4 protein-coding genes are annotated in these 17,389 nt (G+C 75.4%); all 4 read right to left on the bottom strand.

What is annotated here, in order from left to right; genetic code table 11:
* Positions 1-37: 37 nt before the first annotated feature.
* Positions 38-1,267 carry a cytochrome P450 gene (locus tag OG403_RS11945; protein WP_329563923.1) on the bottom strand — a complete coding sequence of 410 codons (1,230 nt, stop codon included), beginning with the start codon at positions 1,265-1,267 and terminating at the stop codon, positions 38-40.
* Positions 1,264-8,511: a non-ribosomal peptide synthetase gene (locus OG403_RS11940; protein ID WP_329563922.1), complete on the bottom strand. Its 7,248-nt coding sequence runs from the start codon at positions 8,509-8,511 to the stop codon at positions 1,264-1,266. The genes OG403_RS11945 and OG403_RS11940 overlap by 4 nt, the downstream gene beginning before the upstream one ends.
* A gap of 26 nt (positions 8,512-8,537) precedes the next feature.
* Positions 8,538-14,888, bottom strand: coding sequence for a non-ribosomal peptide synthetase (locus tag OG403_RS11935; protein ID WP_329563920.1), 6,351 nt, complete (start codon positions 14,886-14,888; stop codon positions 8,538-8,540).
* 189 nt (positions 14,889-15,077) lie between these two features.
* On the bottom strand, positions 15,078-17,369 hold the full coding sequence (locus tag OG403_RS11930; RefSeq protein ID WP_329563919.1) for a lantibiotic dehydratase: 2,292 nt from the start codon (positions 17,367-17,369) through the stop codon (positions 15,078-15,080).
* Positions 17,370-17,389 lie beyond the last annotated feature (20 nt).

The raw sequence follows: 17,389 nt of genomic DNA, 5'->3' as shown, positions 1-17,389 counted from the left end.
CGGCGGCCACCGCGGGGCGGAGAGGGGCGGGTTGGCGTCAGTAGCGGACGGGCAGCGCGGTCAGGCTGCGGTTCAGCAGCGAGGGCTGCCAGCACAGCCGGGTACCGTCCAGCGCCAGCCCGGGGTAGTCGCTGACCAGCACGGAGACCACCACCCCGGCCACCAGCCGGGCGAGCGCGGCACCGATGCAGAAGTGCGCGCCGAAGCCGAAGCCGAGGTGGGTGCCGTCGGTGCGGCGCAGGTCGAAGGTGTCCGGCTCGGGGAACTTGCCCGGGTCGCGGTTGGCCGCGGCGGTGACCAGGAAGATCCGGTCCCCGGTCCGGACGGTGTGCCCGTCCAGCTCGAAGTCCTGTGCCGCGTTGCGGATCGACATCTTCGACGGTCCGTCCAGCCGCAGCGTCTCCTCCACGGCGGCCGTCCCCAGTTCGGGCTCGGCCCGGACGGCGGCCAGCAGCTCCGGCCGGGAGAGCAGCGCCAGCATGGTGTTGGCGATCAGGTTGCTGGTGGTCTCCCCGCCGGCGAAGGCCATCTGGGTCAGCAGCCCGACGAACTCCCGCTCGGTGACGGTGTCGCCGACCCGGCCGCCCGCCAGCACCGAGCTGATCAGGTCGTCCTTGGGCTCCGCGCGCCGCTGGGCGACCAGCTCCGCCAGGTAGTCCTCCAGGCTGCACAGCGACTGGAGCGAGGTGCGGTACTCGCGCTCCTCCTGGGCGGTGCCCAGGACCAGGTCGGCGACCTTGGCGTTCCAGTACCAGAAGGACGGGCTGTGCGACTGCGGCACGCCCAGCCAGCGGGCGAAGACCAGGGCCGGCAGCGGCTTGGCGATGTCGGCCGCCAGGTCACCGGGCCGTCCGGGGGCCGCCTTGCGGGCCAGCATCGCGCGGGTGGCCCGCTCGGTGAAGGAGCGGTAGCGGGCCACCGAGCGGGCCGCGAACTGCTCCTGGAACACCTGGCGCAGCCGCCGGTGGTTCGGCGGATCGTTGAAGACCATCCAGCTGGACAGGATGCCGAAGGCGCGCTCGGCGTCCGTGCGGGCGCCCTCGGGCACCGCGTCCATCAGCGGGCGGACCCGGTCGGCGGAGACCGCCGGCTCGCGCAGGCACTGCATCACCTGGTCGTAGCCGGTGACCAGCCAGGCCCGGTGCATCGGGCTCCAGTGCACCGGCCCGTGGTCGCGCAGCGCGTTCAGGTAGGGGTAGGGGTCGGCGTTGACCTGGCTGTCGAGCAGGTAGCGCTCGGTGAAGCGGGGCGGGGTGAGCACGGTCATCGGCGGGCCTCCGTACCGATCGTGCCGACCAGGGCCGCGAGTTCGGCGACCCGGGGTTCGGCGAGCATGGACATGTGGTCGCCGTCGCTGATGTGCACGGTCAGTCCGCCGCGCGCCAGCTCGCGCCAGCGCTCGACGTAGGCGTGGTAGTCGACGTCCAGGCCGGGCATCGGCTCGCCCGGGGGCAGCGAGGCGGCGGCGGTGCCGACCACCAGGTGCACGTGGCCCGGGTAGGGCCGGACCTCGTAGTCGGCGAGCGCGGTGAGCAGCGAGTGCCAGACCTCGATCGGCGCCTGCTCGACCAGCCCGGCCTCGGTGCGGCTCATGCCCGCGTCGAGCAGCAGCGTGGTCAGCTCGGCGACCGCGGCCTCGCGCTGCGCACCGGCGGGCAGTTCGACCAGCCGCTCGCGCATCCGCAGTGCCTGGCGCATGTCCCGGCCGACGCCGGCCAGCCGGGCGCGGGCGGTCGGGTTGGGCAGGTAGGGCTCGATCAGCACCAGCGGCTCGACGGTGTGTCCGGCCTCGTGCAGCTGGGTGGCCATCTCCAGGGCGATGTTGGCGCCCATCGACCAGCCGAGGATGTCGTGCGGGCCCTTGTGGCCCCGGTCGGCGATCTCCGCGACGTAGTTGGCCGCGATGCCGGCGATGGTGCTCGGGTCGACGCCGCCGAGCAGGCCGCGGGCCTGGAAGGCGTGCACCGGACGGGTGCCGGGCAGCAGCCGGGCGAGCGGGACGAACCAGGCGGCGCTGCCGCCGGTCGGGTGCACGCACCACAGCGGCTCCCCCTGGCCGGCCCGCAGCCGCACCTCGGAGGTGACCAGCTGCGGCGGGCCGTCCACCGCGTGCTCCTCGGCGCGGGCCGCCAACTGGGCCAGGGTCGGGTACTCGATCAGGTCCCGCACCGAGACCCGGATGCCGCGCTCGGCCGCCAGCGCCGCCACCCGGACCGTGGACAGCGAGCTGCCGCCGATCGCGAAGAAGTCGTCGTGGGCGCCGATCAGGGCCAGGCCCAGCACCTCGCGCCAGATCTCGGCGAGCACCTTCTCGGTCGCCGTGGCCGGGGCCTCGAACACGGTGCCCTGCGTGGCGCGTTCGACGGAGGGGAGCGGCAGCGCGCGCTTGTCGATCTTCCCGCTGCGGTTGACCGGCATCTCGTCCAGGAACACGAAGCGGGAGGGGACCATGTAGGCCGGCATCGAGGCGCGCAGCGCGCGGGTCAGCTCGGCCACCACCGGGAGCTCGTGGCCGGCCCGGGCGGTGAGGTAGCCGACCAGGGCCGGCTCGCCGCCGGGCAGGTCGGTGCGGTGCAGCACGACCGCCTGGTTGACCTCGGGCAGCCGCCGCAGCGCGGTCTCGATCTCGCCGAGCTCGATCCGGAAGCCGCGCAGCTTCACCTGGGTGTCGCGGCGGCCCGCCCAGACCACCTGGCCGTCCGGGCGGTGGGTGCCGAGGTCGCCGGTGCGGCAGATCCGCGAGCCGGGCGGGCCGTAGGGGTCGGGGACGTAGGTCGCGGCGGTGAGCCCGGGACGGCCCAGGTAGCAGCGGCCGACGGCGTCGCCGCCGAGGTAGATCTCGCCGGGGACGCCGACCGGGGTCGGCCGCATCTCCTCGTCCAGCACGAACATGGTCGTGTTGCGGATCGGCGCGCCGATCGGCGGGGTGCCGCCGCCGGGGTGCAGCTGGGCGGCGGTGGACCAGACCGAGGTCTCGGTCAGGCCGTAGACGTTGTGGAAGACGCGGCCGCCCGACCAGAGTTCGGCCAGCTCGCGCGGGCAGGCCTCGCCCGCGACCTGGAGCACCCGCAGCGCCGGGAAGCGGTCCTCGCCGAGCACCGCCAGCGCGCTCGGCGGCAGCATGCAGCTGTTGATGCCGTGCTCGATCAGGGTCCGGGCCAGGTCCGGGCCGGGCCGCAGGTCGTCCTTGGCGGCGGTGACCAGCCGGCCGCCGTTCGCCAGCGACCAGGTCAGCTCCATGACCGAGACGTCGAAGCCGAAGGAGGCGAACTGCAGCACCCGGCCCTCGGGGGTGGGCCGGACCAGGTCGCGCTGGCCCTCGATCATGTTGGACAGGCCGCGGTGCGGGATGGCCACGCCCTTGGGCGTCCCGGTCGAGCCGGAGGTGTAGATGACGTACGCCACGCTGTCCGGGGTGGCCTGGAAGCCGCTCGGGGCCGGTACTTCGCCCTGCCACAGCGCGGGGTCGTCCAGCTCCAGCGTCGGGCCGTCGAACGGCACCGTGCCGGCCAGCGGCCGCTGGGTCAGCAGCACCTTCATCCCGCTGTCGGCGGCCATGAACGCGAGCCGCTCGGTGGGGTGCTGGGGGTCCAGCGGGACGAACGCGCCACCCGCCTCCAGCACGCCCAGCGCGGCGCGCACCCAGTCCGGGCCGCGGTCGACGCAGACCCCGACCATCGTCTCCGGGCCGACGCCCAGCGCGCGCAGCCGCGCGCCCAGCTGCCGTACCTCGCACCGGAGCTGACGGTAGGTCAGCAGCTGGTCGCCGTGCTCGACCGCGACCGCCTCCGGCGTGGTCGCGGCGAAGAACGCGACGTGCTCGTGGAACATCAGGCCGTTGCCGGGCCGGGCCGGGCCGCGGCCCCAGGTGTCGATCGCCTGGTCGCGCGCCGCGCCGGCGAGCGCCGGGCGGGTGACCGGGCCGTGCGGTCCGGCCACCATCGCCGCCAGCACGCCGCAGTAGACGTCCGCGAGTTGCTCGGCGGTGGCGACCGAGACGAACCGCGGGTCCACGTCCAGGGTGAAGCTGTTCACGCTGGCGTTGACCAGCAGCGGGAACATGGTGCGGGCGATCTCCAGCGACTCGTCCCAGGTGTCGTGGGAAAGCCGGTGGAAGTTCACGTAGTTGAAGATGGCCTCGACCAGGTTGGGCTCGCCCGGCCGCAGTTGGGCCATCCGGGCCAGCGGCATCCGGCGGTGCGGCAGCATCTCCTGCTCGGCGCCGAAGACCTCGCGCAGGTACTGGAGCCAGCTGCCGGTGGGCCGGGCCACGCCGAACGGCACGGTGTTGAGGAACAGACCGCGCATCCGGTCCGCGCCCGGCAGCTCCGGGCGGCCGTTGGTCACCAGGCCGACCGAGTGTCCGGCGGCCTCCGTGTCCCGCTCGGCGAACAGGCTCATGGTGTGGTGGAACGCGGTGAACAGGACCGTGCGGCGCGGCACGCCCGCCGCCTGGGCCAGCTTGCCGATCCCCTCGGCCAGTGCCGCGTAGGAGCGCCGCACCTCGTGCACCGGCTCGGCCTCGCCGTCGGGCAGCGCGTCGCGCTTGGGGAAGCGCACCGGGCGCAGCTCGGCGAGCGAGGAGCGCCAGAACGCCAGCGCCTCCTCGGCGCGCAGCGCCGCCCGCTCCAGGGCCACGTACTCGGCGAAGGCCGGGGTCGGCGGCAGCTGCGGGGCGGTGCCGTCGACGACCGCCCGCCGGTGCAGGTCGAGCAGGTCGGCGATGAGCGAGGTCAGGCTCCAGCCGTCCAGCACGATGTGGCAGTCCGTCAGCACCAGCCGCAGCTCGGTGTCGGTGAGCTGGTGCAGGTGGATGCGGACCAGCGGCGCGCTGACCAGCTCGAAGCGGTGGTCGAACTCGCTGTCCACGAAGGCCCGCAGCGCGGCGCGCTGCTCCTCGCGCGGCAGGCCGCGCAGGTCGGTGTGGCCGAGCGGCAGTTCGGCGGTGCGGTGGACCAGTTGCAGCGGCTCCCGGTAGGAGGAGAGGTCGACCGAGGAGCGCAGGATGCTGTGCCGGCGCACCACCGCGTCCACGGCGGCCTGGAAGGCGGCCAGGTCGAAGCCCTCGGGGAGGCTGATCTTCAGGTCGGTGACGTTGTGGTAGGCGCCGCGGCGCGGGTCCGCGAGCATCTCGTGCAGCATGCCCGCCTGGAGCATGGTCAGCGGATAGGCGTCCTCCAGGCCCTCCGGGAGCCGGGCGGCGTCGGCGGCGTCCAGCTGGGAGAAGGGGGCGACCGGCTCCGGGGCCTCGCCGGCCTCGGTGGCGAGCCGGGCCAGGTCCGTCAGGGTGCGGGCCCGGAAGAGGTCCGCCACGCTGATCGCCAGCCCGCCCTGGCGGGCCAGGCCGATGACCCGCAGGGCGAGGATCGAGTCGCCGCCCAGGTCGAAGAAGTTGGCGGTGCGGCTGACCCGTTCGGCGCCCAGCACCTCGCCCCAGACCCGGGCGAGCGCGAGTTCGGTGGCCCCGGTCGGGGCCTGGTAACCGGCGCCGGCGGTCTCGTCGGAGCCGGCCACGGCGGTCAGCGCGTTGCGGTCGACCTTGCCGTTCACGGTGATCGGCAGCTTCGGGTGGCGCACGAACAGCGCCGGGACCATGTACTCGGGCAGGTCGATCCGCAGCCGGTCGCGCAGCGCCGCCGCGTCCAGCGGGCGGCCCTCGGTCATCACCACGTGCGCGACCAGCCGTGCGCCGCCGTGCGGTTCGGGGCGGGCGACGACGCAGGCGTCGGCGATGCCGGGCTGCGCCTTGAGCGCGGTCTCGATCTCGCCGGGCTCGATCCGGTAGCCGCGGATCTTGACCTGGTGGTCGGCGCGGCCGACGTAGGCCAGCTCGCCGTCGGGCAGCACCCGCACCAGGTCACCGGTGCGGTACATCGGGCGCCCGGGGGTGAACGGGTCCACCGGGAAGCGCTCGGCGGTCAGTTCGGGGCGGTTGCGGTAGCCGCGCGCCACGCCGCCGCCCGCGACGTGCAGTTCGCCGACGGTGCCGCGCGGCACCAGGCGGCCGTGGGCGTCCAGCACGTAGCCGTGCTGGCCGGCCAGCGGGCGGCCGATCGGGGAGCGGTCGGGGCCGTCCGGGTCGGCCGCGGTGATCAGGCGGAAGGTGACGTGGACGGTGGTCTCGGTGATGCCGTACATGTTGACCAGGGCCGGTCGGCGGGTGCCCGCGGCGAACCAGTCCCGGTAGTCGCGCACGTCGAACGCCTCGCCGCCGAAGACCACCGTCCGCAGCGCGAGTTCGCCGACGTCCACCCCGGACTGGGCCAGGTGGGCGCGCAGGCCCTTGAACGCGGCCGGGGTCTGGTTGAGGACGGTGACCCGCTGCTCCCGCAGCACCCGGAGCACCGATTCGGGGTCGCGGACCTCCTCCTCGGTCAGCACCACGACCCGTCCGCCGCTGGTCAGCGGGCCCCACAGCTCCCAGACCGAGAAGTCGAAGGCGGGGGAGTGGACCAGGGTCCAGGCGTCCTCGGGGCCGAAGTCGAAGTGCTGGTCGGCCGCGCCGAGCAGCCAGGCCAGGTTGGCGTGGGTGAGCTCGACGCCCTTGGGCCGCCCGGTGGAGCCGGAGGTGTAGATGACGTAGGCGAGGTCCTCGGGGGCCGGGCAGGCGTCCGCCGCCGGCTCGGGACTGTCGCCCTCGGCCCGCAGCGGGACGGTCTCGACGGGCAGGCCGTCGACGGCGGCGGCGCCGGTCTCGTCGGTGATGACGTAGCGCACCCCGGCGTCCCGCACGGTGAACTCGCGGCGGGCGCGCGGGTGGTTCGGGTCCAGCGGCAGGTAGGCGCCGCCCGCCCGCCAGACCGCCAGCAGCGCCACGGCCAGGTCCACCGAGCGGCCCAGGCAGACGCCGACCAGCGACTCGCGCCCGACCCCCAGCGCGCGCAGCCGGCGGGCCAGCGCGGAGGCGGCCGCGTCCAGTTCGGCGTAGCTCAGCGACCGCCCGCCACCGGTGGCGGCGATGGCCCGCGGGTCGCGGGCGACCTGCTCGGCGACCCGCCGCACGGCGGTGCGCGGGGTGGTCGCGAGCCGCGCCTGCGGCTGCGCCGGGCCCTGGTCGCCGAGCAGATGGCCGCGTTCGGCGTCGGTGAGCGGGTCGACGGTGCTCAGCGGCGCGTCGGGCGCCTGGGCGAAGGCGCGCAGCACCGCGACGGTGTGCGCGGCCAGCGCGGCGGCCGTGCCCGCGTCGTAGAGGTCCGGCCGGTAGACCAGGACCAGCTCCAACCGGCCCTGGTCGTCCCGGAGTTCCAGGTGCAGGTCGAACTTGGCGCTGGTCAGCTCCACCGGGTACGGCTCGGCCGTCGCGGCGCCCAGCGCGAAGCCGCCCCGGCCGGCCTCGGCGTGCGTGAACAGCACCTGGAACAGCGGGTTGCGGGCCAGGTCGCGCTCGGGACTCAGCGCGTCGACCACCTGCTCGAACGGCAGGCCCTGGTGCGAGAGCGCGCCCAGCACGCTGTCGCGGGTGCGGGCCAGCAGGGCCGCCGGGGTCGGGTCGTCGGACAGGTCGGCGCGCAGCACCAGCGTGTTGACGAAGAAGCCGACCAACTGCTCGGTCTCGGCCCGCTCGCGGTTGGCCACCACGGTGCCCAGCGCCACGTCGCTCTGACCGCTGTGGAAGGCCAGCGCGGCCTGGAAGGCGGCGGCCACCGTCATGTAGGAGGAGGTGTCGGTGCGCCGGTTGAGCGCGGCCAGCGCGCCGCACAACTCCTCGGGCAGCGTGACCCGGTGGACGGCCCCCTGGTGGCAGGGGGCGGCCGGGCGCGGCCGGTCGGCGGGCAGCTCCAGCGGGGTCAGCCCGGCCAGCCGGGTCCGCCAGTACGCCAGCTCGTCGCTCTGGTCGGCGGCGCGCTGCCAGACGGCGTAGTCGGTGTAGTCGATCGGCAGCGCGGCCAGCTCGGCGGCCTGGCCCGCCGTCCGGGCCCGGTAGAGCTCGCGCAGGTCGTGCACCAGCAGGTCGAGCGACCAGCCGTCCGAGACGATGTGGTGCATCGCCAGCACCAGCACGTGCTCCTGGTCGCCGGCCCGGACCAGGGTGGCCCGGAAGGCGGGCTCGGTGGCCAGGTCGAAGGGCCGGGTCGCGGCCGACTGCACCGCCGCGCGGACCTGCTCGGCGGCGGCCTCGACCAGCGTGAGCGGGTGGCCGGCGGCGTGCACGCGCTGGGCGGGCACGCCGTCCTGGGCGGGGAAGGTGACGCGCAGCTGCTCGTGCCGGGCGACCAGGTCGTCGACGGCGGCGGCCAGCGCGGTCGCGTCGAGCGGGCCGGTGAGCCGCCAGGCGGCCGGCATCAGGTAGGTGGCGGCGCCGGGGTCGAGCTGGTCGAGGAAGTACAGCCGCTGCTGCGGGGCCGAGAGCGGCGCGTACTCGGGGTGCGGGTCGAGGCGGGGGATGCCCGCCGGGGCGGTGGCGGTGAGCCCGCGCAGGCGCTGCTCCAGCAGCTTGCGGGCGGCGTCGGACAGGGCGGGGCGGGGCCGGGCGCCGGGGACGGTGGTCGGCCGGGTCTGCGAAGTGGTCATGATGCTGGGTCCAATCTCAGTCTGGGTCAGTCCACCGTCAGGGACAGGTCGATCTCGTCCTCGCTCATCGCGGAGATCAGTTCCACGAGCTGCCGTTCGACCTCGGCGGCCAGCAGCTCGACGGTCGGGTGTTCGAAGAGGTCGCGGACCTGGACCGGGCAGTCGAAGGCGGCCCGCAGCCGGGAGGCCGCGGCGACGGCGCGCAGCGAGTGCCCGCCCAGGGCGAAGAAGTCGTCGTGGACGCCGACCCTGGCCACCCCCAGGACCTCCGCCCAGATCTGGGCGATCACGGTCTCGGTGGGCGTGCCGGGGGCCACGAACTCCAGCGGCGCCGGCGGTTCGGGCTCGGGCAGGGCGGCCACGTCCAGCTTGCCCTGCACGGTCAGCGGCAGCTGGTCCAGCAGCACGAAGACCGACGGGACCAGGTAGCCGGGCAGTTCGGCCCGGCAGTGGGCGGCCAGTTGGTCGCTGGAGAGCCCGCCGCCGGCCACGTAGCCGACCAGCGCCGGCTCACCGCGCAGTTCGCGCACCAGCACGGCGGCGGCGTGCACCCCCGGGTGCCGGCGCAGCACCACCTCGGCCTCGCCGGGCTCCACCCGGAAGCCGCGGATCTTCACCTGGCTGTCGCTGCGCCCGACGAACTCCAGCTCGCCGCTGGGGAGTCGGCGCACCAGATCGCCGGTGCGGTAGACCCGGCCGCCGCCGGTGCCGAACGGGTCGGGCAGGAAGCGCTCGGCGGTCAGCGCCGTGCGGCCGAGATAGCCGCGGGCCAACTCGGGTCCACCGACCAGCAGTTCGCCGGGAATGCCGACCGGGACGAGGGCGCCGTGGGCGTCCGCGACGTAGGCGCGGCGCGAGCCCAGCGGGCGGCCGATCGGGACCCGGCCCCGGAGCGGGCCGTCGATCTCGTGCGCGGTGGCCGAGATGACGGTCTCGGTGGGGCCGTAGGTGTTGACCACCGGCACCTGCGGCAGCTGCCGGAACCAGGCCGTGAGCGGCTCAGAGGGCAGCACCTCGCCGCCGGTGACCAGCAGTCGCAGCGAGGCCAGGTCCGGGCCGACCACCTCCAGGCGGGCGACCACCTCCTCCCAGTACGACGGGGTCAGCTCCATCACGGTGACGCCCTCGGCGCGCACCCGGGCGGCCAGTTCCTCCACCGACCAGACCTCGTCCGGCCGGATCACCACCCGGGCGCCGATGCTGAGCGCGGGCAGGATCTGCTCCAGCGAGGCGTCGAAGGAGAGCGAGGCGAAGGTCAGCACCCGGTCCTCGGGCGTGAGTCGGAACAGCTCGCGGGCGGCGGCCAGGTGCGCGGCGAGCGCGTGGTGCTCCACGCCGACGGCCTTGGGCCGGCCGGTCGAGCCGGAGGTGAAGATGGTGTATGCGAGGTCGTCCGGGGCGGGTCGGTGCCGCGGCCCGGCCGCGTTCGGCGCCGCCGTCTCCACCCGCAGCAGCGGCACCTGGAGACCGGCCAGCGCGGGGGCCGTCGCGTCGTCGGCGAGGACCAGCCGCACGGCGGCCTCGGTGAGCATGTAGCGCAGGCGCTCGGTGGGCAGTTGGACGTCGAGCGGCACGTACACGCCGCCCGCGCGCCAGACGGCGGTCATCGCCGCCACCGACCAGGTGCCGCGCCGCACGCAGACCCCCACCGGAGTCCCGGCCGTGACGCCGGCCTCGACCATGGCCTGGGCCAAGCCGCCGGTCAGCGCGTCCAGTTCGGCGTAGCTCAGCCGTTCGTCCTCGCAGACCAGCGCGAGCGCGTCCGGCGCGCCGGCCACCGCGAACGGCGGCGCGTCGGCCGCGTCCGCGCCTGCGGCGGCGAGCAGTTCGCCGTGCTCCTCGGCCGAGAGCAGGCCGATCCGGCCCACGGCGGCGTCCGGATCCGCCAGGACGGCCTCCAGCACCCGGCCGACGTGCACGGCGAAGCGCAGCGCGGTGTCGGGGTCGAAGAGGTCGGCGGCGTACTCCACGTTGAGCGCGAAGCGGTGCGGGTAGAGCAGGAAGGCGGCGGTCAGGTCGAACTTGGCCGAGCCCCACGGGAGGGTGAAGTCGCTGGCCGCCAGGCCCTCGATGCCGGGGCCGCCGGTCGCCGACTCCTGCACGTCGACCATGACCTGGAAGAGCGGGTTGCGCGACAGGTCGCGTTCGGGCCGCAGCCTCTCCACCACGCGCTCGAACGGCACTTCCTGGTGGTCGAAGGCGTCCAGCACCCGGGCGCGGACCTGGTCGAGCAGTTCGGTGAAGCTGGGCTCCCCGGACAGGTCGGCGCGCAGCACCACGGTGTTGACGAAGAAGCCGACCAGCCGGTCCAGTTCGGACCGGCCGCGACCGGTCACCGGGGTGCCGACGGCGACGTCCTGCTGGCCGGACCAGCGGGCCAGCACCGCGTGGGTGACGGCGAGCAGGACCATGAAGCGGGTCGCGCCGCGCTCGCGGGCGAAGGCGTCCAGGCGGGCGCCCAGCTCGGTGGGTAGGGTCAGTTCCACCGCGCCGCCCCGGCCCGACCAGCCGGCCCGGCGCGGGCGGTCGGTTGGCAGCTCCAGCGTCGGCAGGTCGGCGAGCGCCTCGGTCCAGTAGTCCAACTGCGCGTCCAGCGCGCCGCTTTCCGCTCGGTCGCGCTGCCAGACGGCGTAGTCCCCGTACTGCACCGGCAGCGGCGCCAGCACCGCCCGGCGGCCGGTGAGCCTGGCTCGGTAGAGCTCGGTCAGCTCCCGCAGGAAGACGTCCTTGGACCAGCCGTCGGTGGCGACGTGGTGGAAGACGACGACGGCCACCTGGTCCTCGGGCCCCAGCTGCCAGACCCCGGCCCGCAGCATCGGCGGGCGGGCCAGGTCGAAGCGGCGGGTGGCCAGCGCGGCGGCCTGCCGGCGCACCGCCGCCAGCCGCTCGGCCTCGTCCGCGCCCGCCGGGGCCTGGCACCACTCCAGCGGCACCGGCACCGGGTCGCAGACCTGCTGCACGGGTCGGCCGTCCACCTCCAACAGGGCGGTTCTCAGCACTTCGTGACGGACCGTCATCTCGTCCAGCGCCGCCTGCCAGGCCGCCCGGTCGAGCCGGCCGCCCAGGCGCCAGGAGAACCAGAGCACGTACTCGTCGCCGACGTCGGAGGTCCGGTCCAGGAACCAGAGCCGCTCCTGGGCGAAGGAGAGCGGCAGCGGGCCCGAGCGGTCCACCGGGACCACCTGCGCGCCGGCCGACCGGCGGGCGGCGGCCACCAGCGGGCCGTACTCGCGGATCCGCGGGTTCTCGAAGAGCACCCGCAGCTCGACCTCGCGGCCCAGGCGCTCGGCGACCCGGGAGACGGCCATGGTCGCCAGCAGCGAGTGGCCGCCCAGGTCGAAGAAGCTGTCGTCGATGCCGATCCGCTCCACGCCCAGGACGTCGGCCCAGATCGAGGCGATGATCCGCTCCTCGTCGGTGCGCGGGGCGGCGTACTCGGCGCCGCCGGCGGTGCGGTCCGGGCGCAGGTCCGGCAGCGCGTTGCGGTCCAGCTTGCCGGAGGCGGTCACCGGCAGCGCGTCCAGCAGCAGGAAGTCCGCGGGCACGGCGTACTGCGGCAGCCGCTCGGCGCACCAGGCGCGCAGCCCGGCGGTGTCCACGCCCTCGCCGACCACGTAGCCGCCCAGGCTCTGCCCGGTGGCCGCGTCGGGCCGCACGGCGGCGGCCATGACGTGCGGGGCGGACCGCAGCACGGCCTCGACCTCGCCCAGTTCGATCCGGAAGCCGCGGATCTTCACCTGGTCGTCGCGGCGTCCCAGGAACTCCAGGCTGCCGCCGGGCAGCCACTGGACCAGGTCACCGGTGCGGTAGAGGCGGGACCCGTCGGCGGCGAAGGGGTCGGGGACGAAGCGCTCGGCGGTCAGCGCCGGCCGGCCGAGGTAGCCGCGGGCCACCTCCGGTCCGCCGATCAGCAGTTCGCCGGGCACGCCGACCGGTACCGGCTCGTCGTGCGCGTCCACCACGTAGACGCGGCGCAGGCCCAGCGGGCGGCCGATCGGTATCCGGCCGTCGGCCGTGCCGGCCGTGTCAGCCGTGCCAGCGGTATCCGTCGCACCGGCCGGGTCGATCGCGTCGAAGGTGGTCGCGGTGACGGTGGTCTCGGTCGGGCCGTAGGCGTTGCAGACCCGCACCCACGGCGCGGCCTGCCGCCAGGCGGTCAGCGCCCCGGCCGGCACGGCCTCGCCGCCCAGGATCAGCAGCCGCAGGTCGGCCAGTGCGGCGGCGGCGCGGCGGTCGAGGCTGAAGGCCAGCTCGGTCCAGAAGGTCGGCGGGAGGTTGACCACGGTCAGGCCGTGCCGGGCGACGGCCTCGGTCACCTGGGTCGGCAGCCACGGTTCGTCGGGGCGGATCACCACCCGGGCGCCGCAGCCCAGGGCGGGCAGCAGCTGGTCGAGCGAGGCGTCGAAGGAGAAGGAGGAGAAGGCCAGCACCCGGTCCTCGGCGGTGATGCCGAACCGCTCCCGGGCGGCGGCCACGTGCGCGGCGAGCGCGCGGTGCTCGACCCCGACGGCCTTGGGCCGGCCGGTGGAGCCGGAGGTGAAGATGACGTGGGCCAACTCGGCCGGGTGCGGGGTGTGCTGCGGTGCGTCGCGGTCCGGCACGACGCTCTCCACCCGGACCACCGCGAGGTGCGCGTCCGCCGCCAACTCCTCGGCGAGGAAGGCGGTGCGGGCATCGGCGACCAGGGCGGCCAGGCCCGCCTCCCGCACCATGAAGGCCAGCCGCTGCGCGGGCAGGTCGGCGTCGAGCGGCACGTAGACGCCGCCGGCCCGCCAGGCGGCGGCCATCGCGGCCACCGACCAGACGCCGCGCCGCACCAGCACGCCGACCGGGGTGCCGACGCCGACCCCCGCCTGCCGCAGGGCGTTGGCCAGGCCGCCGGTCAGGCCGTCCAACTCGCCGTAGCTCACCGAGCGGTCGCCGCAGACCAGGGCCAGGGCCTCGGCCGGGCCGGCCACCGCGACGGGGGCCGGCTCGCCGGTGGGGCGGTCCACCGCGTGGCTCCACTCGCGCACGGCGGTGGCGGCGTCGGTGCCCGGCGCGGTGCCCGACAGCGGCTCCAGCTTGGCCGCCAGCTCGCGCACCGGTGTCCGGGGGTCGGCCAGCACGGCCCGCAGCAACTCGACGTAGGCGGCGCCGAAACGCTCCATCGTCGCGGCGTCGAACAGCGCGGTGGCGTACTGCAGCCGGGCCGCGATGGCGCCGTCCGGGCAGAGGTTGAGGTCGAGGAAGACGTCGAGCGCGGTCCCGCCGAGCGGGGGCGGCACCAGCTCGACCGCCAGGCCCGGCAGCCGCGGCTCCTGGTGGGCGGCGTTGAGCAGGGTGAAGGAGGCCTGCGCCAGCGGGTGCCGGGACAGGTCGCGCTCGCCGCCGACCGCCCGCACCACGGTGTCGAACGGCGCCTCGCAACGGGACAGGTCCTGCAGCACGCCGTCGCGCACCCGGTCCAGCAGCGCGCCGAAGCCGGGACCGCCGGCGAGGTCGGCGCGCAGCACCACGGTGTTGACGAACGGGCCGATCAGGTCGGCCACCCGCGGGCTGCCCCGGTCGGCGAGGGTGGAGCAGACGGCCACGTCGGTGCGCTGCGACCAGTGGCCCAGCAGCGCCTGGTAGACGGCGAGCAGCAGCATGTAGCGGGTGGCGCGGTGCCGACGGGCCAGCGTGTCGACCTCGGCGACCAGCTCGGCCGGGAGCCGGAAGCGGACCACGTCGCCGGCGCCGTCCCAGAACCGCGGGCGCGGCCGGTCGGTCGGCAGGGCCAGCGGGGTCACGCCGTCCAGGCGCTCGCGCCAGTAGCCGATCAGCTTCTCCAGCCGCGGGCCGCTCAGCCGCTCGGCCTGCGCGGCGGCGGCCTCGGCGTACTGCAGGGCCGGGGTGGCGACCGCGTCGCCCTGGTAGCCCGCCGCCAGTTCGCGCATCAGCACGTCCCAGGACCAGCCGTCGACCGCGATGTGGTGGATCGTCACCAGCAGCAGGTGGTCGTCCTCGGCGAGCTCGGCCAGCACCGCGCGCATCGGGCGCTCGGTGGCCAGGTCCAGCGGCCGGGCCAGCTGCTCGGCGAAGAGCTCGGCGACACCGGTCGCCGCCACCCGCTCCAGCACGCTGCTGCCCACCGGGTCCAGCTGCGGCACCGGCTCGCCGCCGACGGCGGTGAAGCGGGTGCGCAGCACCTCGTGGCGGTCGGCGATCTGGGCCAGCGCGCGCTCCAGGGCCTCGGTGTCGAGCGGGCCCCGCAGCCGCAGGGCCAGCGGCAGCAGGGAGCCCGAGGCGTCCTTGGCGAGTTGGTCGAGGAACCAGAGCCGACGCTGCGCGAAGGACGCGGTCTGTGGGCGGTCGGCGTGGCGCGCCCCCTCGGGGACGGCTGGTGTTGCGGTCACGGTGGCCTCCAAGCGGTGTTTCCTGAAGACTGCCGCCTGGCCGGTGGGCCCAGTAGGGAAGAAGACGCAGCGCCGTGCGCAGCGCGGCCTGCGCGCGCGACCCCCGCAACGCCGAATGCGGCGGGCCGGCCGGAGTACCCGGACCAGCCCGCCGCACCGAAAACACGGCTTGGTGGAGTTCTGCGAACGTTAGGCGACACCCCCCTCGGCCACCGCGACGAAGCGCAGCTCGGCGGTGTAGGAGCGGCCCTGGTCGTCGGTCAGCCAGCTCTGCTCCGGGGTCGGCAGCATCTCGGTGAACTGGACCCGGGCGTGCGGGTCCTTGCGCGCCAGCCGCCGCATCGCCTTCGCGAGAACGGTGACGTACACCGGACTGTCGAAGTCGACGTAGAAGGGCCGCGACTCGGTCGGCGAGACGACGAACACGAAGCGGGGCAGGCCCTGTTGCTCGCGCCACTGCCGGGCCCGCACGAAGCGCCGCCGCTCGTCCTTCTCGTCGGCGAAGTCCAGCTCCGCCGCCGGCGGGCGCCAGGTCTCGCGGGCGACCACCAGGCGGTCCACGGTCACCCGCGGGGTGTGTTCGGCCTCGGGCAGGACCTGGAAGAGGTCCATCGCGAGCGTGGTGAGCACATGCGCGAAGACGTCCACGGCCGGGAACTCGGCCCCGTCCGGCAGCACCACGCGCAGCTCGCCGCCGCGCTCGACCACGGCCACGTCCGCGCTGAGCACGGTGCGCGGGTCGGCCGGGTCGCCGGTCTGGTCGGCCAGCGCGACCTGGTAGTCCTCGGGGCGGCGCAGCGCGTACTTGACCCGGGCCGACAGCCGGGAGCGGTGCTCCTTGGGCAGCAGCGGCAGCAGGCGCGGGCCGGGGTGATCGCGGTCGGTCAGCGCCGCCAGCTCGCCCGGGTCGGCGTGCTGGTGCACGAAGAGCGAGGCGCCGAGCGTGTTGGAGGCCAGGTGGAGCTCGCCGAGGACGAGTTGGAACTCGCCGCGTTCGATGGCCTCGACCCCCTCGGCGGCGATCATGACGTCCGGGCTGAGGTAGCGCGCGGCGGTCCAGCCGGGGCCGGTGGCGGCGAACCGCTCGGCGACGGCGGCGGCCACCTGCGCCAGGTCGCGCCGGATCCGGCGGACCCCGGGCTCCGGGGCGAGGATCGCCTGCCAGTGGGCCTGGAACTCCTGCTGCAGCCGCCGCGCGGTCTGCCGGGCGTCGCCGTGCAGGATCGGCATGCAGGCGAACCAGAAGGCGGCCAGGTCCACCGGCCCCCGCTCGGCGAGCTCGGCGTACACCTCCTTGGCCCGCTCCAGCACCTCCGCCGCCAGCTCGGCGGTCAGCCAGGTGGCGGCCGTCAGCAGCGGTGCCAGGTCGGCGGCGAGCACCTCGCCGACGCCCGGACCGAGCCGCGCGGTCGCGGCGCGCCGGCAGTCGGAGTAGACCAGCGCCCGGCACGGCGCCGTCGCGGCGGACTTGTCCCGCACCGCGGCGGTCTGCGTCAGTTCGACGAACTCCCGCTCCAGCTCGGCCATCGCGGCGACCACCGCCTGCGCGCCGTCCGCCTGGCGGACCCGCTCGCGGCCGCGCTCCAGCAGGTCGAGCCCGCGCAGGCCGCGTTCGCGCAGCTCGGGGTCGCCGACGCCGTCCAGCCAGCCGCGCAGCCAGCGCTCGGGCCGGGTGGCGGCCGGGACCTCCAGGCGCCACACCGCCCAGCGGCGGCGCACCAGTTCGTCCAGCGCGGCCGCAACGTCCGTGCCCGGCAGCTGCTCGGCCAGGGCGCGGGCGGTGCGCACGCCGTCGCAGCGGGCCAGCACGGCCACCAGCTCCGCCCCCGCCGGCTGCGGCGGGCGGCCGGGCACGATCACCTGCTCGCCGGACGGCCGCACGAAGGGCACCCGGCGCGGGGCGACCCAGTCCCGGGCGGCCGGATCGGCGGCGATCGTCGCGGCGAGCGCGTCCACCGCCCAGCCGGCGAAGTACAGTTCGGTCGCCGCCACCAGCCCCGCACCCGGGTCGACCCGCACGCCCGTCGCCACCCGGTCGTCGAAGCGTCCCCAGCCGACCGGGCCGAAGAAGCCGATGGTGTCGTTCTTGACGCAGAAGCGCTGCCAGTAGTGGGCGACCAGCTCCTCGCGCTGGCGCGGCATGCTGGTGCGGCCGGCGGCGGTCGGCGTCCAGGCGAGGAAGGGCTTGATGCCGGAGTCGAGCACCGGCCGGTTCTGCCAGGCCACGGCCTCCCGGAAGGCGGGGGTGCGGGCGATGTCCTGCAACTCGTGCGCGGTGGCCACGGCGGCCTCGTCGAAAGCCTCGGCGAAGGCCGCCCAGTCGGGGCCGGACAGCGGGTCGGCGGCGCCGAACTTGTCGGCCGCCCCGGCCAGTCCGGCCGGGGCCAGGCGGAGCACCCCGTCGGCCGGGAAGCCCGGCCCGCGCAGTGCGAACTGCTCCCACAGCCGCCAGCGGCCGTCGGGCTCAGGGAAGTTGGTCACCTCACGTCTCCTTGACTCTG

The sequence above is a fragment of the Kitasatospora sp. NBC_01266 genome (genome assembly GCF_036242395.1).
In the GTDB taxonomy this organism is placed as follows: domain Bacteria; phylum Actinomycetota; class Actinomycetes; order Streptomycetales; family Streptomycetaceae; genus Kitasatospora.
The sequence above is the reverse complement of the archived record's forward strand: the minus strand, read 5'-3'. Positions and strand labels throughout refer to the sequence as shown.

Coding starts and splice junctions, on each gene's coding strand:
- OG403_RS11945 (WP_329563923.1), bottom strand. CDS start 1,267: ATGACCGTGCTCACCCCGCCCCGCTTCACCGAGCGCTACCTGCTCGAC.
- OG403_RS11940 (WP_329563922.1), bottom strand. CDS start 8,511: ATGACCACTTCGCAGACCCGGCCGACCACCGTCCCCGGCGCCCGGCCC.